Raw genomic sequence first — 22566 nt, forward strand, 5'->3', positions numbered from 1 at the left:
GGCGTCGTCTCCATGGTTTTCACAGAGCCTGTTCATGACCGGTTTCTAAACTACACGCGGTCAGCGCGGTCTACCGCCGCGCTGACGAACCGTCATTTTCATTCTTTAGACTGCGCCGGCCTGATATCAGGCGACGCACTATGACTTCTTTATAGGGGACTTCGATGTCCGTACGACGCACACGTAAAGACGATGGCAGCCAATGGACAGTTGCGGACAGCCGCAGTGTTTACGGGATTCGCCATTGGGGGGCCGGGTATTTCGCGATCAATGACGCCGGTCGCGTCGAAGTTCGTCCGAACGGCCCGAGCAGCTCGCCCATCGACCTGTTCGAACAAGTCGACCAACTGCGCAAGAGCGGCTTGTCCCTGCCGTTGCTGGTACGTTTCCCCGACATTCTGCAAGACCGTGTCCGTCAGCTGACCGGTGCTTTCGACTCAAACATCGAGCGCCTGGAATACCAGAGCAAGTACACCGCGCTGTACCCGATCAAGGTCAACCAGCAAGAGGCGGTGATCGAGAACATCATCGCCACCCAGAACGTTTCCATCGGTCTGGAAGCCGGCTCCAAGCCTGAGCTGCTGGCGGTGCTGGCGCTGGCGCCGAAGGGCGGCACCATCGTCTGCAACGGTTACAAGGACCGCGAGTTCATCCGTCTGGCGCTGATGGGCCAGAAGCTCGGCCACAATGTGTTCATCGTCATCGAGAAAGAATCCGAAGTCGGCCTGGTGATCGAAGAAGCTGCTTCGCTGAAGGTCAAGCCACAGGTCGGTCTGCGCGTGCGCCTGTCGTCGTTGGCGTCCTCGAAGTGGGCGGACACCGGTGGCGAGAAATCCAAGTTCGGTCTGTCGGCGGCGCAACTGCTGTCGGTGGTCGAGCGCTTCCGCGCGGCCGGCCTCGATCAGGGTATTCGTCTGCTGCACTTCCACATGGGGTCGCAGATTGCCAACCTGGCTGACTATCAGCACGGTTTCAAGGAAGCCATCCGTTACTACGGCGAGTTGCGCAACCTGGGCCTGCCGGTCGATCACATCGACGTCGGCGGCGGTCTGGGTGTCGACTACGACGGTACCCACTCGCGCAATGCCAGTTCGATCAACTACGACATGGACGACTACGCCGGTGTCGTGGTCGGCATGCTCAAGGAGTTCTGCGACGCGCAGAGTCTGCCGCATCCGCACATCTTCTCCGAAAGCGGCCGCTCGCTGACCGCGCACCACGCGATGCTGGTGGTGCAGGTGACCGACGTCGAGAAACACAACGACGAAATCCCGCTGATCGAAAACAAGGAAAACCTGCCGGAAACCGTACAGTGGCTGGTGGACCTGCTCGGCCCGACCGATATCGAAATGGTCACCGAGACTTACTGGCGCGCCACCCACTACATGAGCGACGTGGCTTCGCAGTACGCCGACGGCAAACTGACCCTGGCGGAAAAAGCCCTGGCCGAGCAGTGCTACTTCGCTGTATGCCGTCGCCTGCACAACTCGTTGAAGGCGCGTCAGCGTTCGCACCGTCAGGTGCTCGACGAACTCAACGACAAGCTGGCCGACAAGTACATCTGCAACTTCTCGGTGTTCCAGAGCCTGCCGGACACCTGGGCGATCGATCAGGTACTGCCGATCATCCCGCTGCATCGTCTGGATGAAGAGCCGCTGCGTCGCGCGGTGCTGCAAGACCTGACCTGCGACTCCGACGGCAAGATCAACCAGTACGTCGACGAGCAGAGCATCGAGACCAGCCTGCCGGTACACGGTCTGAACGAAGGTGAGGACTATCTGCTGGGCGTGTTCCTGGTCGGCGCCTATCAGGAAATCCTCGGCGACATGCACAACCTGTTCGGTGACACCGACTCGGTGAACATCTACCAGAACGCCGATGGCAGCGTGTACCACGCCGGTATCGAGACCCACGACACCATCGAAGACATGCTGCGCTACGTGCACTTGTCGCCGGAAGAACTGATGACCCACTACCGCGACAAGTGCGCCAGTGCCCGCATCAGTGCCAGCGAGCGCACGCAGTTCCTCGATGCCTTGCGTCTGGGTCTGACCCGCTCCTCCTACCTGTCTTCCTGAGTCAGGCCTGTTGCACCGGGTTGTCTGAAATTTTCCCTCATGCTGTGGAAAATTCGGATGACCCGGTGGGATATCTCCCAAATTCCCCGCGAAATGACTGCCTATCACAGTCCGTAGAGTCATCCGGTCTGCTTTTCGCGTAGGTCATTTCCTAAGTTGTACTTCAGCTCTCTACTCGGCCATGGCTCTCGGCGAGAATCCCCGGCCGCCCCTCCTGTAGAGATCCGCCCATGTTCGAATCAGTCAACGAGCCGTCGTTTCGTCTCGATGTAGCGGGGCTGCCCGACCCCTTCGAGGTGCTGGCCTTTACCGGAAGCGAGGGCATCAGCGAACCCTTTGTCTTTACCATCGATCTGTTGATCGATGATCCGCAATTGAATCTGGCCGGTCTGCTGTATCGCTCGGCGTTCCTGCAGTTCGGTCCCTTGCAAAATGGCTTGAGCGGACAGTTGCAGAGTGTGGTCCAGCATGAACACGGTGAGGGTTGCCGATTGTGTCAGGTGACCCTGGAGCCGAAGCTGAGTTGTCTGGCACTGCGTTTCAGTCAGCGGATTTTCAGCAGTCAGTGTGTGCCGCAGATCCTCGCGCAGGTGCTCAAGGAGCACGGAATCACTGGCATGCAGCGCCGCTTTGATTTGCACGGCGACTACCCGGTGCGCACCTTTTGCACGCAATACCGTGAATCGGACCTGCAATTCGTGCAGCGGCTCTGCGCGCAGGCACGGATTCATTACTACTTCGAACATCGGCCCGACGGACACTGTCTGGTCTTCACCGATGATCCGGCGCTGTTGCCGGTTTCTGGTGTGGCCTCTGTGGACACTGGCGCGAGCGCACCTTCGGTAAGACGCTGGCAGATAGAGGTGCAGGCCGCGGATCCGCAAGCGCAAACAGTCGGTACCCGCAAAGCTTATGGCCACAGCGATCTGCCGAGCTTGCGCAGCGCGCAGTGGCTGACGCTCGCCGCGCATCCCCTTGCCGAGTGCAACCGCCGCTGGTTGCTGAGCCGGATCGAGCATCGTGCCGACCCCGCCAGCGAGCCGTCTTACAGCAACCGCATCGTTGCCAGCGCCCAGGCGCCACTGCCCACGCCGGCCAGCACTTGTGCCAGGCCGCGCATGCACAGCCTGCAACGTGCCTGGGTGGTGACGGTCGATGAACCGCAGCCCGACGATCAGCGGCCGGTGGCCGTGCAATTCGACTGGGTCTATCAAGGCGAAGGCGCTGCCGCCAGCCACTGTTGGCTGCCGCTCGCGGCGGCGTTGAGCGACGCGTCGCTGGCATCCTTGCGAGAAGGTGTCGAAGTGGTGGTGAGTTTTCATGAGGGCGACCCGGATCAGCCAGTGATCAGTGGCGTGCTGCAGGAGCCGGTGCTGATCGAGGACTGCGAGGAAGTAGCGGCGCTGCCGGAGGTGCTGCCGAGCGCAGGTCTGGCGCAATGGCTCAAGTCCGCCGAACCGCTGTTGCTGTTGTGCCTGATGCCCGGCGGCGGCAGTTACAACCACTGCACGGCGTCGATCTGCAGTTGCCGGCTGGTCGCGTCGCTGGATCAGGGCGCCGCCACTTGAGCGGCGTCGGGTTTGCCCAGCAGGCACAGTGGCTGTTGCTCGATGGCGCCGATGCACAGCAGGCGCTGGCGACACTGCGTCAGGGCTTCGCCGGTGTGCGTTGCACGCGGCTGTTCGAGGGCACCGAGTTTCAGGCGGTGAGCGAGCACGGGCCCCTGTTGGTCGAAATGCACGAGAGCCCGGCACTGGCTGCGCTGTGTCATCGCGATCCGCAGACCTGGCGCGGTCTGCTGCTTGCCAGCGATGCCTCGCCACCGATACTGCTGCGTCACCTGCGGCGGATGCTAACGGTTTCGTTCGGACTCAATCACCGCGCCTTGCTCGGTTACTACAACCGGCAGACAGCGAGTTATTTCTTCGATGCCTGCGATGCCGCCGACTTGAGCCGCTGGCTCGGGCCGATCCGCCTGGTGCGCTGGTTCGGTGGCACCTGGGCCGATCTCGCCATGGGCAGTCAAGGCTGGCAGCAACTACGCAATCCGCAGTGGGCGGTCGAGCCGCTGGGGATCGACGAAAGCCTCACCCATCGTCAGCGCGAACGTTTGCAAAGTTGCCTGCTGGAACAACACATCTGGCGCTGGTGCCAATCAATGGGAACCGACTACGCGCGCATGGCCTCCCATGTGCAGGAGGGGCTGAGCCTGGGTTTCAGCGACCGCACGCTGCTGGATGGCTGGTTGTGGCTACGCTTGCAGCATCCCCGGGCGCAACTGCCTGGCGTGCCGGACGGGCTGAGCCAGCAGGAACGCCTCGATCATGTGCGACAACTCTGGCAGACAGATCAACCCTGAGGTGCGGCATCCATGGCAAACCCTCTGTGGCAAAGGTTCGGCGCAATGCTTGGCGGGTTCCTGCTGCTGGTGCTGACCGGATGTTCCCCGGTCAAGGTGCTCAATGCGCTGACCCCCGACGACACGTTCCACAGCACCACCGGGATTGCCTATGGCGATGATCCGCGACAGAAACTCGACGTCTACGTGCCACGCCAGCCACTGGAGGGCGCGCCTGTCGTGGTGTTCTTCTACGGCGGCAGCTGGAACAGCGGTGATCGCGGCGATTACGCGTTTGTCGGCGAGGCGCTGGCGTCACGGGGGATTGTTGCGGTGCTGGCAGATTATCGGCTGTACCCGCAAGTGCGCTATCCGCTGTTTCTTGAGGACTCGGCGCGGGCGGTGGCCTGGACCCGGGCGCATATCCGCGAGTTCTCCGGCAACCCGCAACGCCTGTACCTGATGGGCCACAGTTCCGGCGCTTACAACGCGGCGATGCTGGCGCTGGATCCTGGTCTGCTCGGTGCGGTGGGCATGTCGCCAGAAGACCTCAGCGGCTGGATCGGCCTGGCCGGGCCGTATGATTTCCTGCCAATCAAGAATCCGCAGGTGCGTCCGGTGTTCTTCTGGCCCGACTCACCGCCGCAATCGCAGCCGATCAACCATGTCCGTAGCGGTGAACCCCCGGCGCTGCTGATCGCCGCGACCAGGGACAATCTGGTCAACCCGACGCGCAACACCGCAGGTCTGGCGCGCAAACTGCGCGAGGCAGGCGTCCCGGTGCAGGATCTGTACTACTCGCGCCCCAATCATGTAACGCTGGTGGCGACCCTGTCGCGGCCACTTCGACGGCTGGCGCCGGTGCTCGATCAGGTCGTCGCGTTCGTCAAACACACACCGGCTCAGTGAGCAGCACCGCTGAACCAGCCGTCGTTTCGCCGCAGCCACAGGGCCAGTGCGCCGAGGGTCAGGCTGCGCAAGACCATGAACAGCAGGAATGTTAGCCACAGCCCATGATTGCCCAGTCCCTGTAATGCCCAGGCGAACGGCAGCAGCAGGGCGACGGTCAGCAGCATGCCGTTGCGCATTTCCCGGGCGCGAGTAGCGCCGATGAACAGGCCGTCGAGCAAGTAGCTCCAGACTGCAATCAGCGGCAGTACCGCCAGATACGGCAGATAGATGAATGCGGTGTCGCGCACGCTCTGGATGTCGGTCTGCATTTCGATGAACAAGTGTCCGCCCAACAGAAACAGCGCGGCAAAACCGACGCTGGCCAGCAGCGACCAGCCGCCGGCAACGACCAATGAACGGCGCAGGGCGAGGCGATCACGGGCACCGATAGCGTGTCCGCACAACGCTTCGACCGCATGCGCCAGACCGTCCAGTGCATGCGCGGTCAACAGCAAGCCGTTGAGCAGCAGGGCGTTGGCTGCCACCGTGGCATCGCCCAAGCGCGCGCCTTGCACGGTGATCAGGAAAAACACCGATTGCAGCGCCAGGCTGCGGATGAAAATGTCGCGGTTGACCGCCAGCAACGGGCGCCAGCTCCGCCACACTTTCAACGCTGCCCAGACGATGTGCCCGGGATAGGCGCGCAAGGCGCCACGGGTCAGCCACAGGCCGAGCAGGGCGCCACTCCACTCGGCAATCACCGAGGCCCGGGCCGAGCCGACCACCCCCCATTCCAGGCCAATCACAAACCACATGTTCAGAGCGATGTTGATCAGGTTGGTGCTCAGCAGAATCGCCAGCGGCGCCCGGGCGTTCTGGGTGCCGAGAAACCAGCCGACCAGGGCGTAACTGGCCAGCGCTGCCGGCAGCCCGAATAACCGGGTGTGGAAGAACTCGCGGGTCAGTTGATCGAGTTCGGCTGACGGCTGCATGAAGTGCAGGGCCACGCCGCTCAATGGCACGCCGAGAGTGCCGAGCACGATTGCCAGTCCCAGCGCCAGCAGCAAACCCTGCAACAGAATCTGCCGCAACGCCGCGCCATCGCTGCGCCCAGCGGCCTGCGCGGCAAACCCGGTGGTGCCCATGCGCAGAAAACCCATGGCCCAGGCGAGAAAGGTATAGAGGCTGGCCCCGACCGCCACCGCGCCCAATTGATGGGCATGGGGCAGGTGGCCGATGACGGTGCTGTCGACCAGCGCCACCAGCGGCACGGAAATATTCGAAAGAATCATCGGTGCGGCGAGCGCCCAGACCTTGCGGTGAGTCGGACGGTCGCGCCAGTCGGCAATCAGGTTGGACATGCGGGCTCCTTGGGGGAGCGGGGATTGTAGCGATTCGTACGGCCTGCGATGCAACCAATGTGGGAGCGAGCCTGCTCGTGAAAGCGGTGTGTCATTCAGAGCTGTTTTGACTGATCTGGCGGCTTCGCGAGCAGGCTCACTCCCACAAGGGCTAATGAATAATCCAGCTCAACAACCACAACCCCAACAGCAGCCAGATGATCCCGGCAATGATCGACGCATTCATGAACGCGCGAATTGCCGACCACAGCAGCATCAGGCCGACGATCAGCGCGAGGATGCTGATGATCGAGGTGTCCATGCCCAGCGTCTTCGCCAGGCCATCGACAAAGTTGCCGCCGGCATTGCTCAGAATGTTGAACAGGCCGCTGAGCCCATCGACGATGAAACGGATGATCGAACCGAGTGCCTGGCCGAGCCATTCGAAAAAGCTTTCTACCTGCATGTGTGCATCCTGATGAAAGAGCTGAGCCTTGGGCCACAACGCGGGTGGCCGAGTTCCCTGCCAGGAGTATGGCCCAATGCTGCGCCGAACGGAAAATCTGTAGGAGCTGCCGCAGGCTGCGATCTTTTGCTGTTGATTTTCAAGGGCAAGATCAAAAGATCGCAGCCTGCGGCAGCTCCAACATGGGCCTTGCCTTCAACGCGTAACCCCCCGAAGCTATACGCCTTCAGGAGAGCCCGATGAACCTTGTTGAACTGACCGAACGCCTGCACGCCATTCGTGACCGCAATAACTGGCGGCAATTTCACAGCCCGAAAAACCTCGCCATGGCTGCCAGCGTGGAAATGTCCGAGCTGGTGGAGATCTTCCAGTGGCTGACGGAAGACCAGTCGCGCCAGTTGCCGGCAGACAAACTGGCGCATGCCGGGCAGGAAGTCGGCGATATCGTCCTGTATCTGTTGCTGCTGTGCAGCGAGTTGGGGCTGGACATGAATGAAGTGGTGCGCAGCAAGCTCGCCGACAGCGAACGGCGGTTCAGCTGATGAGCGACCGACATTTCGATCAGTTGGCGACCCGTTTCGCCGAAAAAATCTACGGCGGCGCCAAAGGCGCGATTCGCCTCGCGGTGTTGCAGGCCGACCTTGCCGAAGCGTTGCCGGATCGACCGTTGCGCGTGCTGGACATCGGCGGCGGTCTGGGCCACATGTCGCTGTGGCTGGCCGAGCGCGGCCATCAGGTGACCTTCACCGAGCCGGCCGAACCGATGCTCGAAGGTGCTCGCCAGCGCTTCGCCGAAGCCGGGCAGAGTGCAACGTTCATTCAGGCACCGTGGCAGGAACTGCTCGGTCAGCTCACCGAGCCCTACGATCTGGTGATCTGCCACGCGGTGCTCGAATGGCTGGCCGAACCCCATGCGATCCTGCCGGTGCTGCATCAACTGACCCAACCCGGTGGCTGGCTGTCGCTGGCGTTCTACAACCGTGATGCGCTGATTTATCGCAACCTGCTCAAAGGCCATTTCAAGAAGATGCGCAAGAACACCATGGCCGGTGAAAAGCAGAGCCTGACCCCGCAGCAACCGCTCGATCCGCGGGAACTGGCAACGCAACTCGAAGACTTGTGGCAGGTCGAAACCCAGAGCGGGATCCGGGTTTTCCACGACTACATGCCGGTGGAATTTCAGGCCCGCGCCGAACTGGCGGACTTGCTGGAGATGGAACTCGCACACCGTCGTCACCCAAGCTTCGCCGGGCTTGGGCGTTACTTGCACTGGATCTGCCGGCCGATCTGATCGGAGCACCACATGAAAGCTCAACTCGGGTTATTGCTGATCTGTCTGGGGCTGGCCGCCTGCCAGGGCAGCAACCCGTACGTCGCGCAGTCGCGGCCGTTGCCGCCAGCGCCGCCGCAAGCGGCCAACACCTTTGATCGCAGCGCCTATCCGGCGCCACCGCGTGATTACGGGCGCTATCGCAGTTGGGCCTGGCTCAACGGGCAATTGCCGCCGGGCACGGCCTGGGCCGATTCGGCGCAAGTGGCCGAAGCGGTGAGCAATGCGCTGGATCAGCGCGGGTTGCGTCCGTTGCACGATAACCGTCCCGCCGATTTGCTGGTCAGCGCCAACCTGCGTCTGGAAACCCGTTTGCGTCAGGTGCAGGACGACTACGGCTACTACGGCGGATACAGTGGCTATGATCGCTACGGGCGCGGTTACGGCATGTACAACACTGTGCCGATTGTTCGTACTTATCAGGAGCAGGTCGTGGTGGTACAGGTCAATCTGTTCGATGCCGTCACCGGTCAACCGGTATGGAGCGCCAGCGCCGAAACCGCCAACCAGGGCAGCCAACTGGTGCGCACCGACGCCATTCGCGAGGCTCTGGAAAAAGCCCTGTCGGCGTATCCGCCGAGCTAGACTTCATGTGAGAACGCTTCGCAGGTTCAGGCCTTCAACCGGAGAACAACCATGTTCCGTCGTCTCGCTTTACTGGCCATGGCCGCGCTGCTCAGTGCTTGCGCTGCCAACCAGGTCAACCATGACTTCGACGCCAGCCGCGACTTCGCCGCCTATCGCAGTTGGAGCTGGAAAGAACCGGCGCTGCAATACCGCCCGGATGATCCACGGATCAAGAGCGATCTGACCGAGCAGCGCATTCGCCAGGCCGTCAGCGATCAACTTGATCAACGCGGTTTGCGTCCTGCCGCTGCGGGAGCCAAGGGCGACCTGAGCGTGCAGACCTACCTGATTGTCGAGGATCGCCAGCAGCAAGTGACCACCAACTACGGCGGCGGTTGGGGTGGCCCGTGGAACGGTTACTGGGGCGCGCCGATGTACAACGAAACGCGCAACATCACCTACAAGGTGGCAACGATCCAGATCGATCTGCTCGACGGCAAGGACGGCAAACTGGTGTGGCGTGGCAGCGATGAGCAGATGCTCAGCAGCACGCCCAATCCACAGGATCGCAGCAACGCGGTGCGCGAAACGGTGGGCCGGATATTGGCCAACTATCCACCGCGCTAGTCCGCTGTAAAAAAAACGGGAGCCCAAGAGGCTCCCATTTTTTTGCCCCACCACAAACCCCCCTTGTGGGAGCGAGCTTGCTCGCGAAGACGGCGTGTCAGCCACATCCATGTTGAATGACACAGCGCATTCGCGAGCAGACGAGGTCTGCAGGGTTTTGTGCGGCACCAAATGGCGCGTTGCCACTAGCGCCGTCTACACTCAAATCCACCATCGGAGGTAGCGCTCGGCAACGCGCCGGCAAAGGAGTGCGCCATGTCGCCTCGTACGCAATTCAACGGCCCGGTCCGGCAACACGGGGCGATCGGCTTGATGGCGGCTGCCACCCTCAGTCTGGCGCTGGTGTTGATGCTGTTGGTGGTCGATACCGGTCGGCTGTACATGGAACAGCGCAAGTTGCAGCGGGTGGTCGACAGCGCGGCGCTGGAAGCGGTCAGTCGCGGCGGCAATTGTCAGTCCGGTCTGAGCGCCGCCACTTATGCCGGGCAAAGCGCGGTGCGCAATGGCTACATCGTCGATAGCAACAACACCCTCGCGACGACCTGCGGCAGTGTGCAGACCGCGGCCAGCGGCCTGCGTGCGTTCACCGTCGATGCCACCCGGTCGAGCGCAATCAAAGTGGACGCCAGCCGCACGGTGACCACCAGTTTTGCCGGCGGTGTGCAGGCCTTGTTCAGCGGCTCGACGGTCAGTCTGAACACCACACTCAACGCCTCAGCCGTCGCCGCGCAACCGACCCCGACGGTTGCGCAACTGAACATCCGCAGTACGCTGGCGAGCATCAACACAGCGCAGTCGAACATTCTCAATCCGCTGTTCTCCGGGCTGCTCGGCGGCAACGTCAACCTCACGGCTCTGGGTTGGGACGGTCTGCTCAACACCGACATCAACCTGCTCAGCTACCTCAATCAACTGGCGATCAACCTCAACGTCGCCGCCGGCAACTACACGCAACTGCTCAACACCCAGGCCACGGTCACCCAACTGATTCAGGCGGCCGCGACGGTGGTGCAGCTCAATGGTGCGACCGCCACGGTGATTACTGCGTTGGGTCAGCTGCAGGTTGCGGCGATCAATGCTGCGCCGGTCAAACTCGGCGACATCCTGCAGTTGCAGACCGGTACCACGGCAGCCGGGCTGGATGCCAACCTGCAACTGCTGCAACTGATTCAGGGTGTGGTGCAACTGGCCAACAGCAAAAGCGCGGTGGCCGCGACCTTGCCGATCAGCGTGCTGGGGCTGGCGAATGTCACGGTGCGGGTCAAGGTGATCGAGCCGCCGCAGTTCTCGGCGATTGGTGATCCGGCGCGGGCCAAAGCCAATCCGTTGGGGGCGGACCGGATTTATGTGCGCACGGCGCAGATCCGCACGATGCTCTCGGTGGATCTGCCGGTATTGAGCGGGGTGGCCGGGCTGACCAACGCGGTGCTGGGCCTGGTGGGTGGGCTGACCTCGACGCTCAATGCTGTGCTCGGCCTGAATCTGGTGGCAGTGCTGAACTCGGTGGTCTGCCTTGGCTGTCAGCAACTGGACCCACTGCTTTTGCCATCGCCGAGAATCGATATCAGCCTGGATGCCGGTGGTGCCAAAAGTTATGTCACTGATTACAGTTGCCCGAACGGATCCACCGGTACCAAGAGCCTGACGGCGCATACCATTACCTCGATTGCCGACCTCAAGCTCGGCAAGATCGACCCGACCAATGCCTTCTCATCTTCAGCCGAGCCGACGGTCACGCCCTTGCCGCTGATCGATCTTGGCATCGCGACGTGCTACCGGGTCGTTGGGCTCGGCAGTTGTGACCCCAATTCGCATATTCAATACGGTGCCGGCGGTATCGCGATCATGCTGGATACCAGCGTTGCGCAAAACTCGCAGGACTTGTTGTTTTCCAGCGGTACGCCATTCGCAACGCCCGCCAACCTGAAACTACCGCCGAGCGTGCAATCAGCTGCGCCGACCTCCAATATCGTCGGCAGCCTGAGCAATACGTTGGCGGGGATCAATTTGATCGTATACAGGCCACAAGGTAGTAATCCGCTAGGCGCAATTGTGACTGGCGTCGCCTCATTGATCAGTGATGTCACCAATCATCTGCTGCCTGTTGTGACCAACCTGGTAAGCCCATTGCTCGACCCATTGCTCAACAATCTGCTGAAAAGCCTGGGCATCAACCTGATGGACGTCGACGTCGGTGCCAACATGACCTGCGGCCAGACCGGCAAGGCCTATCTGGTGATCTAGGCGTCCGGGGCAATCGGTAACTCGATGCAGAAACGTGCGCCCTCCAGCGAGTTGCGCACGCTCAAATGACCACCCATGTTTTCGATGATGCCGTAGCTCACCGACAGCCCCAGCCCGGTGCCGACGCCCACCGGTTTGGTGGTGAAGAACGGTTCGAAAATCCGTTCCAGCAAGCGCGGGTCGATGCCGCCGCCGTTGTCCTCGACCCACAGCCGCACCTTGTGCTCGTCGCGCTCGGCATAAATCGAGATCCATGGCTTGAACGATGAGTCTTTCTCGCGTTTGCCGAGCAGCGCATCGCGGGCGTTGACCATCAGGTTGATCAGCACCTGTTCCAGCTGATCGACATAACCGCGCACCTGCACGCTGAAAGCGGTTTCGCTGATCCGCAGGTCGACGCCTTTGCCGCGCATGCCTTCGGCCAGCAACGACAAGGTGCCTTCGATGGCCGAGGCCGGGTTGAACAGTTGCTGCTCGATCTCCGAGCGGCGGCCGAACACGCGCATGTGATCGACCACTTTCGCCGCACGCTGCACCTGGGCGTCGATGCGATTGAGCTTGTCGGTCAAATAGTCGATCTGCACATCACCGTTACCCAGGCGCTTGAGTACGTTGACGATGGCCATGCGCATCACGTTCAGCGGCTGATTGATTTCATGGGCCAGACCGGTAGCCATTTCGCCGAGGGTGGCCATTTTTGCGCTTTGTGTAAGTTGCTGCTGTGAGCGCCGCACCTCGGTGTTGTCACGGCCCACGGCCTGCACTTCAAGCAAGCGCCCGTGTTCATCGAACACCCCGCGATCGGACCATACCCACCACGCATGTTCGCGACCGGGTAATTGGAGGCTGATTTCGGCGGTGCTCACCGGCAACGCCGGGGTCAGCAGCGCCAGACGCTGGACGAAGGCGGCGCGTTGTTCGTCGGACATCCAGCTGCCCAGATCGACCCCCGGCAATTGCTCCGGGGTGCATTCCAGATAAGTCGCCAGCGGCCGGTTGCCGAAGGTCAGGGTCAGGTCGGGGCGATAACGGCAGATCATCGCCGGTGAGTCTTCCACCAGAATCCGATAGCGTTCCTCGCTGAGCCTGACCTGTTCGGCGGCGAGGGTCGCTTCAGTGACGTCCAGCCACAGGCCGACGGCTTCGACCGGCAGGCCAAGGTCGTTGCGCAGCAGCTTGGCTTCGTCGAGCAGCCAGTGGTATTCGCCGCGCGCGTCGCGCAGGCGATAACGCGCGCGCACCGAGCCTTCGCGCAATAGCTGGCGGGTGCGGGCGAAATACAGTTCGCGGTCTTCAGGATGAATCAGTTGCACCCAGTCGGCGGCGCAGCCCTCGGCCGGCGTCCAGCCCAGCAGCGGCTGCAGGCTGGCGCTGAAAAAGTCCGCAAGCAGCGCACCCTCGACGTAGCGCTGCACATAAATCACTGCCGGCGAACTGGCGATCAGGTTATCCAGCCGGGCATGGGCGGCTTCGGCGCGTTGCTGCTGGTTGCGCGTGTCGCTGATGTCGAGCATGAACCCCACCAGCCGCCGCTGTTCACCAGTACCGGCGACCTGGCCCTGAACGCGATACCACAGAGGCGTTTGTCCGGGGCCGCTGCGGTGCAGGCGCACGCACAGGGTCAGCGCTTCGCCATGCAATTGCAGGGCGTGCAGGCGGCTGCGCAGTTCTTCGCGATCGGCCGGATGAATCAGTGCCAGCCAGTCTTGCACTGGCATGCGCGCACTGTCCGCCGACAATACGTTGAGCAGCGACGGGGCCAGCAGCACCTCGTCACCGAGCATTTCCCACCAACCGGTGCCAAGCAGGGTCTGCAGCGATTCGAGGCGTTCGGTGTAGTGATGATGTTGCTGTTCTCGCAGGCGGCTGAGCAACGGGCCGGCCAGTGCGCTGGTCAGGGCCATCCAGTCGCGGTCGTTGAGGTGCGGGGCGGCAACGTCCACGGTGTAGAAGCCACAGAGCAGCCACGCGACCACCCCACGATCATCGCTGTAGGGCACGGCGAAACCATCGGCGTTGCCGAACGTCGCCTCCACCCGCGCGTGTTCGTACAAACCATGATGGGCGCCAAGGCGTTGCGGCGCGCTGCCGTTGAGGCTGTCGAGCGGTGTGCCCAGACGCTGGCCGTCCTGCCACAGCAGCGGCGCGTCGTGGGCGCGATATTGCTCGTAGATTTGCCAGCCCTGTGCCTGTTCATCGAGCAGCGCGATGGCCAGACACGGGATATGCCAGCGCTGGGCGATGGCCTGTAATTGCTCGCTGAGCACCATCGGCAGACGCGTCAGGCTGCAGACGCGCAGGTGTTCGCTGATCTGCCCGGCGAGGGCCTGACAGGCTTCACGATTGCGCGACTGCTGGCGCTCCAGCAGCAGGTCGCCGATGTCCATCAGTTGCAGTACCCAGCCCGCCGCCGAAGGCTGCGCCCAGCCGCGCAGGTGCAGGGTCTGATCGCTCAGGCCGGAAAAATCCAGATCGAGCATTTGCCCCTGCCAGTCCTGCGGGCGGCCTTCGATCGCCAGCGTACTGTGTGCGAGTAAATAAGCCGACAACGGCGACGGTGAGTCGTGGGGCGGCTGTTGCGCCAACAGATGACGCAACGGCCCGGCGATTTGCAACACACAGCCGTCGTGGTCCAGTTGCAGGTGCAAGCCCAGCGGCGGAGCACCGAGATGATCGGGCAATTCGTTGGCCGGCGGTGGCGCGCGCTTGAGCAGGCGCCCGAACAGATTGTCGCCGGCGGTCAAAATTTCAGGCTCGACGCGGCGGAGAGGGTGGCGGGCAGGCTCGGCACTGCCCCCACGCCCGGCAGCACCAGAAACGGAATGACCTGATTGAGCTTGCTGGTGGGGTAATCGACTCTGACCGTCAGCGTACCTTGAGTGGCGTCATATACCGCCGAGGTGTCGACGCCGACCACCAGGTTCAGCGCGGATGGCACCCACTGCAACTGCTGGGTCAACGCGGTGTTGGCAGTGCTCACCACCACGGAGGCGTAACCGGGGGTATTGGGGTCGACTGCGACGCTGCGGCGCACCGCTTCGGACGTTGCCTCGTTGAAAGTCTGCATCAATACAAACGGCAGGCTGTAGCTGACCAATGCGTAGAACACGGCAAAAAAAATCACGAATACCAAGGCGAATTCAATCGCCACTGCGCCTGCCTGTGATTTTGCGAAGCCGGTTTTCATGACTGCGTCTACCCTGACGTTCACTGCGTAGTATCAGCATAGAATCAATCAGCAAAATCGGACGGATTTAACCGGATGCAGAGTTTAGTTCTCCTGATCTGGCTGGCCCTGTGCGCCGCCCAGGATGCCCGGCAACGGCGTATCGCCAATGTGCTGACGTTCGGTGCGGGGGCGTTGGCGCTGATCCATCTTTGGGCGACTGGCACGACCTGGTTCGGAGCCGATGCGCAGCAGGGATGGTGGGCCGCCGCGATCGCCCTGGTGTTGACCGTTCCGGGGTATTTCATGGGGCGGATGGGCGCAGGCGATGTGAAATTAATGACAGCCATGGGCCTTGCGACGAACGGTTTATTCATTCTTTGCGCGTTTGTCGGCGCCGGCGTCGCCAGTCTGCTCTGGCTGCTGATCGCGCCAAGAGTCTGGCTTCATATGAGTCAACAACTTAGAGAACATCTTCGATATATGGAGCCGGGAGCGTCAAAGAAGCTGCCATTTGCACCGTTCGTGCTGCTGGGTGTACTGGCTTCGATTCATTGGATCCATTAGTCGCCAGGTGCCACTAGTTCTATGTACATAGTCGGAAAGTGCGTCTACTTTCAAATGAAGTCGTTACATCGCCAAAGTGCAGAAAAAGTCAGCTTTGGCCCGAGCAATGGAGTGGTTCGTGAACAAGCTTACGTCGGCGGTAAAAGTGCTCGTGGTCGATGATCAACCGTTGATTGTCGAAGAGTTGTGCGAGTTTCTCGAAAGCAGCGGTTACCGCTGTGTGCCGTGTGAATCCAGCACGCAGGCGATCGAACGGTTCAGCGAAGACGCGGAAATCGGCCTGGTGCTGAGCGACCTGCACATGCCGGACATGGATGGCATTCAGCTGGTGCAGGAGCTGCAACGCATCAGCGGCAAACACCGAGTGTTCGAAGCGATCATGCTCACCGGCCGCGCTGACAAACAGGACGTGATCAAGGCGTTGCGCGCCGGGATTGCCGACTATTATCAGAAGCCGATCCAGCTCGATGAACTGCTAGAAGGCGTGAAGCGTCAGGAAGCGGCCCTGCAAGAGCGGCACAAGAATGTGCAGTTGGGGCATTTGAACCAGAAACTGCAATTTCTCTCGGAATCCATCGACGATCTCTACCAGGACCTGGACAAGGTCCGGCGCAACCCGGCGGCTGTGGTCAAAGACATGCTCGGCGGCGACAGCACCGAAGCCGAGCAGGAGATTCCGGCGATCTTCAATCAGCTGTCACCACGGCAACTGGATGTGGCGCGGCTGGTGGGCAAAGGGCAGACCAACTATCAGATCGCCTGCGAGTTGGGCATCACCGAAAACACCGTGAAATTGTATGTCTCGCAGGTCTTGCGCCTGACCCACATGCACAACCGCACCCAGTTGGCATTGGCGCTATCGCCCAGTGCCTCGGCCGCCCGTCAGCGTGTAACCGCACACTGATCCCGCTTGCCTGCCCTTCGCGGGCAGGCAGTCAATTCTGCCAAAAATACCTTGAGCGATTATCCGGCCTGCGTCTTGGGTTTGGGGAACAGATTGTCCAGGGTTTCCAACAGGCGCACGTGGTAGATCGGCTTGCGAAACAGATCCAGCACCTGCAGACGCAGCATGTCGCTGACGTCCTCCATGTCGGCATGTCCGGAGGTCACGATCACTGGAAGATGCTGGCGTGAAGTGTGCTCGCGCAGGCGTTTGATCAGCGACATGCCGGACTCCTCCGGCATGCGCAGATCGGTGATCACCAGCGCGATATCCGGATGGCGGGTGAGGTGATGCAGGGCGAGTTTCACCGAGGTGGCGGTGTGGCAGACAAAGCCCTCGCCCTCCAGTAACTCGGCCAGCTCAAGCAACGCGTCCTCTTCGTCGTCAACCAGAAGCAACTGTTGGCGGGGGAGTGAGGAAGCAGTCATGGGCAGTCCCTGAAAAGCTGGAAGTGAGATCGAGTGTAGCGCGACATTCGCCGGACGCGACTCACATCAGGGGGTTTGCACCGGAGCGGTTTGCGAGGCTCCACCGAGCGCCACCAGAACATTGTTGAAAATCGCAAATATCTTCGCGCCCAATGGGGTGATGAATACCACCACGACGACCGCGACCATCGCCACGACAATGGCGTATTCGATGGCTGACGCGGCTTCCGTGCTGGCCAGAAATGACCTCAGGCGCATGATCAGGTATTCAAGGATCATTGACATTCTCCTTAGTTACAACGGAGATCGGATCTGTGAAATCCGATGACTTGCCAGTGCCTGAGCGCTGCTATGGGTGAGCATGGGACCGGGCACTGGAAGAGGGGCAAGGTTTTTGATCAAGGTGTCGGTCTGACCTGCGTAGCGCCACCGAGTTTGGTCAGTACCAGGTTGAAGATGGCCAGCACCTTGTCGCCGATGGGCGTCACAAACACCACGACCACGACCGCCACCATTGCCACCACAATCGCGTATTCGATGGCAGATGCGCCTTCTTCACTTCTGTACAGCAGCCTGGCCCTGGCCAGTAGATAGTCGATGATCATCCGAAACATACGTCCACTCCTTCGCGCCTCTGGCGCCGATCCAACGCTACAGCGGCATGCTTTCACCGTGCTATCAGAGCATTGTCAACAAACCCCCGGTCAACAACTGTAAGAACGGATTAATCACAAAGGATTAACCAGAACGTTAGTCGAGCCAAACCCTGCAGTTAATTGGCCAGGACTCATACTTTAGTGAGTTATTTTGCTGTCAGTAATGGCGTTTTGTCTCGGATCAGCTAGCTTGGAAATAGCGAAATCGTTGCATGTTCATAGCTGCCTGATCGCGAAAAATTCTCTCGGCAGGAAGTACAGGCTGTCGGTGCAGCAGGAAAGGGAGAGCCGTCATGAACAGTCGCGTCACCATGGGTCTTGCAGCCGTTCTGCTGCTGGGGGCAATCGTCGTCGGTTACTGGGGCCTGATGCTCAGTCGGCAACCGGCTCCCGTTGCCCAGGCGCCTGCCGCTTCAGCCGTCGTGGTGGAAAAAACCGTCGCCGTCGCCGAGGATCAGACCCGTCAGCCCGTGGTCGTGCTGTTGCATGATGTGCCGCCGTTCACGCCTCTCACAGCTGCCGATGTGGCCGTGGAGAAGCTGCGCAGTGCGCCAGCCGGCAGCCTTTCCAGTGTCGAGCAAGCGGTGGGCCGCACACCTTGGCGGCACCTGAGTGCCGGCACCTGGCTCAACGACGAAAGCTTTCAGGCCGGTGGCTCACTGGCGCGGATGATTCACAGTGATGAGCGTGCGCTGACCGTGGCCGTGGATGAAGTGATCGGCGCCGCCGGGCAACTGATTCCCGGCGACTACGTTGATGTGCTGCTCTACCTGCGTCAGGACGCAAGCAATCTGCAGCAGTCGGCGCAGATCGTGGTTCCAGCCATGCGCGTGCTCGGTGTCGGTGAGCAATACGGCCTGACCAATGACGGCCAACCCGCCAACCCGGCCCTGAGCGCCGACGAAAAACTCAAACAGGATCAACGCCGGATCGCTGCACGCACCGTGGTGCTGGCGGTGCCCGAACAATTGCTCAGCCGGATGATGCTCGCCACTCAGGTCGGCACGTTGCGCCTGGCCGTGCGCAGCAGCGAAGAACAGCGTCTGGCCAGGTACTGGGCCGGTGAAACCCGGTCACCGGCGCACGTGGACAACGCCAACAGCCAACTCTTCCAGTTCACGCAACTGGCCCTCGGTGCCGCGCCGAAAGCGCCGGCCGCTGGCGGCCATGGCGGTGCGCGGCCGATGGAAGTGATCCGCGGCAATCAGCTTTCCCAACAAGCCCCATGACTGAGCAAGGATCCACGTGCATGCAGAGTCGATTCAGGCCGCTATTAACACCTGTCGTCCGGGCCTTGATACTGATGGGACTGTCGATCAACGCCGCCGTCGCGGCCACCGGCAATTGCTCGGCACTCGGCCGTATGCCGCCGGTGATCGAGATCGGCGAGGGCTTCCAGCAGGACATCCAGTCGCCGGTGGCGATCACCCGCGTGGCCATCGGCGACCCGAAGATCGCCGACGTGCATGACACCGGCAGCGCCTCGTTTTTACTCACCGGGGTGGCCCCCGGCGCCACCAGCCTGATGGTCTGGACGTCGTGCTCCAGTGAACCCCGCCAGAGCATGGTGTTCGTCAAGGGCAGCGCCACCGCCGCACTGACCAGCGCCAGCAGAATGCCTTCCGATGATCCGACGCTGCCCTCGCAAGTGCAGACCGACATTCGTTTCGTCGAAGTCAGCCGCACCAAACTCAAGGAAGCCACCGCTTCGCTGATCGGCACCCGGGGCAATTTCCTCTTTGGTTCGCCCGGTACGTTGCCACCGATCGACGGCGTGCCGACGCCGAGGCTACCGGTGGATAACGGCCTGTTCAATTTCTCGTGGATCGGCGGCAAGACCATGGCGATCATCAACGCGCTGGAAACCAGCGGTTTCGCCTACACCCTCGCACGCCCCAGCCTGGTGGCGTTGAGCGGGCAGAGCGCAAGCTTTCTGGCCGGTGGTGAAATCCCGATTCCGGTGCCCAGCGCCGGCAGCGACAACGTGTCGATCGAGTACAAGGAGTTCGGTATCCGCCTGACCCTGACCCCGACCGTGATCAGCCACGACCGCATCGCGCTGAAAGTCGCACCGGAAGTCAGCGAACTGGATTTGAGCAACGCCGTGCAGATCGCCGGCACCACCGTGCCGGCCCTGACCATTCGCCGTACCGACACCAGCGTCTCGCTGGCCGATGGCGAAAGCTTCGTGATCAGCGGCCTGATCAGCACCACCAACAGTTCGCAGGTGAACAAGTTTCCGGGGCTGGGCGATATCCCGGTGCTCGGCGCCTTTTTCAAAGGCTCGCAGATCAGACGCGAAGAGCGCGAACTGCTGATGATCGTCACCCCGCATCTGGTGCAGCCACTGGCGGCGGACGCGCAACTGCCGTCGCTACCGGGGGAAAAACTGCGTAACTACGACCCGAATTTCTACCGCATGTTCTTCCTCGAAAACGGCAACTTCGACAAACGCAGTGGGCTGTCCCAATGAACCAGAACCTGAGCCAGACCTTTCTGGCGATCACCCGTAACAGCACCGATCTGGAGTGGCTGCAAGGCGCACTCGCGCCGCTGGGCCAGGTGGTGAGCGCCGGGGCCGGGAGCCTGGACGAGTTGCTGGCGCTGGTCGATGTCACCTTCGCCAGCCTGGTGTTCGTCGGCCTCGATCGCGACCATGTGGTCGCGCAGAGTGCGTTGATCGAAGGTGCGCTGGAAGCCAAGCCGATGCTCGCCATCGTCGCGCTGGGTGATGGCATGGACAACCAACTGGTGCTCAACGCCATGCGTGCCGGCGCCCGGGATTTCGTCGCCTACGGTTCGCGCGCCAGTGAAGTCGCCGGGCTGGTACGGCGCTTGAACAAGCGCCTGCCACCGGTGGCGGCCAACACGCATCTTGGCGGCCTCACGGTGTTGTACGGTACGCAGAGCTATTGCGATGGCGCGCTGCTGGCCAACCATATGGCGCAGGTGGTGCAAAAGAGCGGACAACAGACCCTGCTGCTGGATCTGGGGCTGCCGCGCGGCGACAGCCTGGCGTTGCTCGGGCTTGAGAGTTCGTTCCACTTCGGCGATGCCTTGCGACACTTGCGCAGGCTCGACGCGACCCTGATCGACAGTGCCTTCACCAGCGCTGAAGCGGGGCTGCGGATTCTGGCGTATGCCAGCAGCGACGAGCCGCTGGAAAACACCAGTGCCGCCGAGCTGTACATGTTGCTCAGCGCCTTGCGCCAACACTTCCAGCACATCGTCGTGAACCTTACCGGGCAATCCGACAGTGAAGCCTTGCGCACCTTTGTCAGCCACTGCGACAAGCTGATCTGGTACACCGATCAGAACGTGCTCAATTGCCGGCGCAACCTCGCTGTACTCAACTTGTGGCGCGAGAAGGGCATGAAGCTCGACCACGCGCGTTTACTGGTGGACGGCTATCTGGGCAGCGTGGCCCCGGATGCTGAAACCCTGGGCAAAACCTTCAACCTCGAAGTGATCGCGGTATTGGCGGCCAATGCCGAAGTGCGCCTGAACGCCAAGAACCAGGGCGTCAGCCTGTTCGAACTGGCCCCGCGGGAAAAACTCACGCAAAGCCTGTGTGCTCTCGGTGAGCGTCTGGCCAAGCGCTCCGAAGGCCTGGCCAAACCCAAAGTCACCTGGTTCGATCGCTTGCGAGGCACCTCATGAGCGCGGAAAAACTGTTCGGCGCGGTGCAGCGCGGCGCGACCGGCAATACCGATCACGAAGGCCTGAAACTGGTCCTGCACCGCTACATCATCGACGCCATCGAAGAGTCGGGGAAAAACCTGCTGGAGGGCTCGCGCCAATTGCTGGCGCAGTTTGTCACCGATAAGGTCGCCGAATACATCGCCCGCCTGCACCTGGCGATTTCCCGTTACGAGATGGAGCGGCTGGCCGAAGAAATCGTCGACGAACTCACCGGTTTCGGCCCGCTGGAAGTGCTGCTGCGCGATCCGTCGGTGACCGAGATACTGGTCAACGGCCCGCACCGGGTGTTCATCGAACGCGATGGCGTGCTGCATCAGAGTGACTTGCGTTTTATCGACGCACACCACGTTGAACGGGTCATGCAACGGATTCTCGCGCCACTCGGGCGACGCCTCGACGAGTCCTCGCCGATGGTCGATGCGCGTTTGCCGGACGGCAGCCGGGTCAACGCGATCATCCCGCCGATCGCTCTCGACGGCCCCTGCCTGTCGATTCGAAAGTTTCGCAAGGACATGCTCAAGAGCAGCGACCTGATGGCGATGCAGACCATCGATCTGGCGATTTTCGAGTTCCTCCAGGAGGCGGTGGGCAAGCGCTGCAACGTGCTGATCAGCGGCGGTACCGGTACCGGCAAGACCACGCTGCTGAACATCCTCAGCCAATTGATCAACCCCCACGAACGTCTGGTGACCATCGAAGACGTCGCCGAATTGCAGCTTGGCCACCCGCACGTCGTGCGCCTGGAAACCCGCCCGCCGAATGCCGAGGGTCACGGTGAAGTGAAAGCCAGCGACCTGATCCGCAACGCCCTGCGCATGCGCCCGGACCGGATCATCCTTGGCGAGATTCGTGGGGTGGAGGTGGTCGATGTGCTGACCGCGATGAACACCGGTCACGACGGCTCGATGAGCACCGTACACGCCAACAATGCGCAGGATGCCTTACTGCGCCTGGAGACGCTGGTGGGGCTGACCGGTCGCTCGATAGCCGAGCGTACCTTGCGCCAGATGATCTGCGCCGCCCTCGATGTGATCATCCAGCTGACCCGCATGCCCGACGGCCGCCGCTGTGTCAGCGAGGTGGTGGAAGTGGTCGGCATCCGCGAAGACGTCTACGTCACCAACACCTTGTTTCGCCTTGATCGGCGTACCGGTTTCGGCTTCCTGCGCGAAGCGGTCAATCCGGCGGGGGACAAGTTGCGCCACGAGACCCACCTGGGCTGA

The 22566-nt window shown here is 61.7% G+C and carries 22 protein-coding genes; 15 read left to right on the plus strand and 7 right to left on the minus strand.

Features of this window, described 5'->3' with window-relative positions; genetic code table 11:
* The first annotated feature begins 164 nt into the window (after window positions 1-164).
* The 4 genes from speA (at window position 165) to JN524_RS16800 (ending at window position 5325) form a co-directional block, all read left to right on the plus strand.
* Window positions 165-2078, plus strand: a complete 1914-nt coding sequence (gene speA, locus JN524_RS16785; protein ID WP_003221289.1) for an arginine decarboxylase — start codon at window positions 165-167, stop codon at window positions 2076-2078.
* Between the two features lie 230 nt (window positions 2079-2308).
* The gene (locus JN524_RS16790; protein WP_202370047.1) at window positions 2309-3646 is read left to right on the plus strand and encodes a contractile injection system protein, VgrG/Pvc8 family; all 1338 of its coding nucleotides are present in this window, start codon (window positions 2309-2311) and stop codon (window positions 3644-3646) included.
* Window positions 3643-4437 carry a DUF4123 domain-containing protein gene (locus JN524_RS16795; RefSeq protein ID WP_202370048.1) on the plus strand — a complete coding sequence of 265 codons (795 nt, stop codon included), beginning with the start codon at window positions 3643-3645 and terminating at the stop codon, window positions 4435-4437. The genes JN524_RS16790 and JN524_RS16795 overlap by 4 nt, the downstream gene beginning before the upstream one ends.
* A 12-nt stretch (window positions 4438-4449) precedes the next feature.
* Window positions 4450-5325: an alpha/beta hydrolase gene (locus JN524_RS16800; RefSeq protein WP_202370049.1), complete on the plus strand. Its 876-nt coding sequence runs from the start codon at window positions 4450-4452 to the stop codon at window positions 5323-5325.
* On the opposite strand, the gene JN524_RS16805 is transcribed toward JN524_RS16800, so the two are convergent.
* Both JN524_RS16805 and JN524_RS16810 read right to left on the minus strand, forming a co-directional pair.
* On the minus strand, window positions 5319-6668 hold the full coding sequence (locus JN524_RS16805; RefSeq protein WP_202370050.1) for an MATE family efflux transporter: 1350 nt from the start codon (window positions 6666-6668) through the stop codon (window positions 5319-5321). The genes JN524_RS16800 and JN524_RS16805 overlap by 7 nt on opposite strands.
* Before the next feature lie 151 nt (window positions 6669-6819).
* The gene (locus JN524_RS16810) at window positions 6820-7113 is read right to left on the minus strand and encodes a hypothetical protein (RefSeq protein ID WP_007963021.1); all 294 of its coding nucleotides are present in this window, start codon (window positions 7111-7113) and stop codon (window positions 6820-6822) included.
* A 239-nt stretch (window positions 7114-7352) separates the two neighbouring features.
* On the opposite strand from JN524_RS16810, the gene JN524_RS16815 reads away from it, so the two are divergent.
* From JN524_RS16815 to JN524_RS16835, 5 genes are all read left to right on the plus strand, one after another.
* Window positions 7353-7655, plus strand: coding sequence for a MazG-like family protein (locus JN524_RS16815; protein WP_085703461.1), 303 nt, complete (start codon window positions 7353-7355; stop codon window positions 7653-7655).
* A complete protein-coding gene (locus tag JN524_RS16820; RefSeq protein WP_202370051.1) occupies window positions 7655-8404 on the plus strand; it encodes a methyltransferase in 750 nt (249 codons plus the stop codon). Before JN524_RS16815 ends, JN524_RS16820 begins: the two co-directional genes overlap by 1 nt.
* A gap of 12 nt (window positions 8405-8416) precedes the next feature.
* Entirely contained in the window at window positions 8417-9028 is a 612-nt protein-coding gene (locus JN524_RS16825; RefSeq protein WP_202370052.1) for a DUF4136 domain-containing protein, read from the plus strand.
* A 51-nt stretch (window positions 9029-9079) separates the two neighbouring features.
* Entirely contained in the window at window positions 9080-9637 is a 558-nt protein-coding gene (locus JN524_RS16830) for a DUF4136 domain-containing protein (RefSeq protein WP_103368076.1), read from the plus strand.
* A gap of 255 nt (window positions 9638-9892) precedes the next feature.
* Window positions 9893-11881, plus strand: coding sequence for a pilus assembly protein TadG-related protein (locus JN524_RS16835; RefSeq protein WP_202370053.1), 1989 nt, complete (start codon window positions 9893-9895; stop codon window positions 11879-11881).
* On the opposite strand, the gene JN524_RS16840 is transcribed toward JN524_RS16835, so the two are convergent.
* On the minus strand, window positions 11878-14625 hold the full coding sequence (locus JN524_RS16840; protein WP_202370054.1) for a PAS domain-containing sensor histidine kinase: 2748 nt from the start codon (window positions 14623-14625) through the stop codon (window positions 11878-11880). The genes JN524_RS16835 and JN524_RS16840 overlap by 4 nt on opposite strands.
* A complete protein-coding gene (locus JN524_RS16845; RefSeq protein WP_007963015.1) occupies window positions 14622-15068 on the minus strand; it encodes a TadE/TadG family type IV pilus assembly protein in 447 nt (148 codons plus the stop codon). The genes JN524_RS16840 and JN524_RS16845 overlap by 4 nt, the downstream gene beginning before the upstream one ends.
* A gap of 75 nt (window positions 15069-15143) precedes the next feature.
* Between JN524_RS16845 and JN524_RS16850 the strand changes: the two genes are divergently transcribed.
* Together JN524_RS16850 and JN524_RS16855 are read left to right on the plus strand one after the other, a co-directional pair.
* On the plus strand, window positions 15144-15614 hold the full coding sequence (locus JN524_RS16850) for an A24 family peptidase (RefSeq protein ID WP_202370055.1): 471 nt from the start codon (window positions 15144-15146) through the stop codon (window positions 15612-15614).
* Window positions 15615-15732: 118 nt separating this feature from the next.
* Window positions 15733-16518, plus strand: a complete 786-nt coding sequence (locus JN524_RS16855) for a response regulator (protein ID WP_202370056.1) — start codon at window positions 15733-15735, stop codon at window positions 16516-16518.
* A gap of 59 nt (window positions 16519-16577) precedes the next feature.
* On the opposite strand, the gene JN524_RS16860 is transcribed toward JN524_RS16855, so the two are convergent.
* From JN524_RS16860 to JN524_RS16870, 3 genes are all read right to left on the minus strand, one after another.
* Window positions 16578-16985 (minus strand): response regulator, encoded by a 408-nt coding sequence (locus tag JN524_RS16860; RefSeq protein WP_025111740.1) that lies wholly within the window; start codon window positions 16983-16985, stop codon window positions 16578-16580.
* 66 nt (window positions 16986-17051) lie between these two features.
* A complete protein-coding gene (locus JN524_RS16865; RefSeq protein WP_134785354.1) occupies window positions 17052-17264 on the minus strand; it encodes a Flp family type IVb pilin in 213 nt (70 codons plus the stop codon).
* A gap of 119 nt (window positions 17265-17383) precedes the next feature.
* Complete coding sequence (locus JN524_RS16870; protein ID WP_442964277.1) at window positions 17384-17599, minus strand: Flp family type IVb pilin; 216 nt, start codon at window positions 17597-17599, stop codon at window positions 17384-17386.
* Window positions 17600-17934: 335 nt separating this feature from the next.
* Here JN524_RS16870 and cpaB point away from each other — a divergent pair, with 335 nt between their 5' ends.
* The 4 genes from cpaB to JN524_RS16890 are packed head-to-tail and all read left to right on the plus strand — an operon-like array spanning window position 17935 to window position 22566.
* Window positions 17935-18870 (plus strand): Flp pilus assembly protein CpaB, encoded by a 936-nt coding sequence (gene cpaB / locus JN524_RS16875; RefSeq protein WP_202370057.1) that lies wholly within the window; start codon window positions 17935-17937, stop codon window positions 18868-18870.
* 20 nt (window positions 18871-18890) lie between these two features.
* A complete protein-coding gene (locus JN524_RS16880) occupies window positions 18891-20114 on the plus strand; it encodes a type II and III secretion system protein family protein (RefSeq protein ID WP_096794833.1) in 1224 nt (407 codons plus the stop codon).
* Window positions 20111-21301 carry a pilus assembly protein gene (locus JN524_RS16885; RefSeq protein WP_202370058.1) on the plus strand — a complete coding sequence of 397 codons (1191 nt, stop codon included), beginning with the start codon at window positions 20111-20113 and terminating at the stop codon, window positions 21299-21301. The genes JN524_RS16880 and JN524_RS16885 overlap by 4 nt, the downstream gene beginning before the upstream one ends.
* The gene (locus JN524_RS16890; protein WP_202370059.1) at window positions 21298-22566 is read left to right on the plus strand and encodes a CpaF family protein; all 1269 of its coding nucleotides are present in this window, start codon (window positions 21298-21300) and stop codon (window positions 22564-22566) included. Before JN524_RS16885 ends, JN524_RS16890 begins: the two co-directional genes overlap by 4 nt.

The organism is Pseudomonas sp. MWU318 (genome assembly GCF_016756945.1).
Lineage (GTDB): Bacteria > Pseudomonadota > Gammaproteobacteria > Pseudomonadales > Pseudomonadaceae > Aquipseudomonas > Aquipseudomonas putida_A.

What these genes read in the sequence shown, in the direction of transcription:
- speA (WP_003221289.1), top strand. Translation starts at nt 165, where the DNA reads ATGTCCGTACGACGCACACGTAAAGACGATGGCAGCCAATGGACAGTT.
- JN524_RS16790 (WP_202370047.1), top strand. Translation starts at nt 2,309, where the DNA reads ATGTTCGAATCAGTCAACGAGCCGTCGTTTCGTCTCGATGTAGCGGGG.
- JN524_RS16800 (WP_202370049.1), top strand. Translation starts at nt 4,450, where the DNA reads ATGGCAAACCCTCTGTGGCAAAGGTTCGGCGCAATGCTTGGCGGGTTC.
- JN524_RS16805 (WP_202370050.1), bottom strand. Translation starts at nt 6,668, where the DNA reads ATGTCCAACCTGATTGCCGACTGGCGCGACCGTCCGACTCACCGCAAG.
- JN524_RS16810 (WP_007963021.1), bottom strand. Translation starts at nt 7,113, where the DNA reads ATGCAGGTAGAAAGCTTTTTCGAATGGCTCGGCCAGGCACTCGGTTCG.
- JN524_RS16815 (WP_085703461.1), top strand. Translation starts at nt 7,353, where the DNA reads ATGAACCTTGTTGAACTGACCGAACGCCTGCACGCCATTCGTGACCGC.
- JN524_RS16820 (WP_202370051.1), top strand. Translation starts at nt 7,655, where the DNA reads ATGAGCGACCGACATTTCGATCAGTTGGCGACCCGTTTCGCCGAAAAA.
- JN524_RS16825 (WP_202370052.1), top strand. Translation starts at nt 8,417, where the DNA reads ATGAAAGCTCAACTCGGGTTATTGCTGATCTGTCTGGGGCTGGCCGCC.
- JN524_RS16830 (WP_103368076.1), top strand. Translation starts at nt 9,080, where the DNA reads ATGTTCCGTCGTCTCGCTTTACTGGCCATGGCCGCGCTGCTCAGTGCT.
- JN524_RS16835 (WP_202370053.1), top strand. Translation starts at nt 9,893, where the DNA reads ATGTCGCCTCGTACGCAATTCAACGGCCCGGTCCGGCAACACGGGGCG.
- JN524_RS16845 (WP_007963015.1), bottom strand. Translation starts at nt 15,068, where the DNA reads ATGAAAACCGGCTTCGCAAAATCACAGGCAGGCGCAGTGGCGATTGAA.
- JN524_RS16850 (WP_202370055.1), top strand. Translation starts at nt 15,144, where the DNA reads ATGCAGAGTTTAGTTCTCCTGATCTGGCTGGCCCTGTGCGCCGCCCAG.
- JN524_RS16860 (WP_025111740.1), bottom strand. Translation starts at nt 16,985, where the DNA reads ATGACTGCTTCCTCACTCCCCCGCCAACAGTTGCTTCTGGTTGACGAC.
- JN524_RS16865 (WP_134785354.1), bottom strand. Translation starts at nt 17,264, where the DNA reads ATGATCCTTGAATACCTGATCATGCGCCTGAGGTCATTTCTGGCCAGC.
- JN524_RS16870 (WP_442964277.1), bottom strand. Translation starts at nt 17,599, where the DNA reads ATGTTTCGGATGATCATCGACTATCTACTGGCCAGGGCCAGGCTGCTG.
- cpaB (WP_202370057.1), top strand. Translation starts at nt 17,935, where the DNA reads ATGAACAGTCGCGTCACCATGGGTCTTGCAGCCGTTCTGCTGCTGGGG.
- JN524_RS16880 (WP_096794833.1), top strand. Translation starts at nt 18,891, where the DNA reads ATGCAGAGTCGATTCAGGCCGCTATTAACACCTGTCGTCCGGGCCTTG.
- JN524_RS16885 (WP_202370058.1), top strand. Translation starts at nt 20,111, where the DNA reads ATGAACCAGAACCTGAGCCAGACCTTTCTGGCGATCACCCGTAACAGC.
- JN524_RS16890 (WP_202370059.1), top strand. Translation starts at nt 21,298, where the DNA reads ATGAGCGCGGAAAAACTGTTCGGCGCGGTGCAGCGCGGCGCGACCGGC.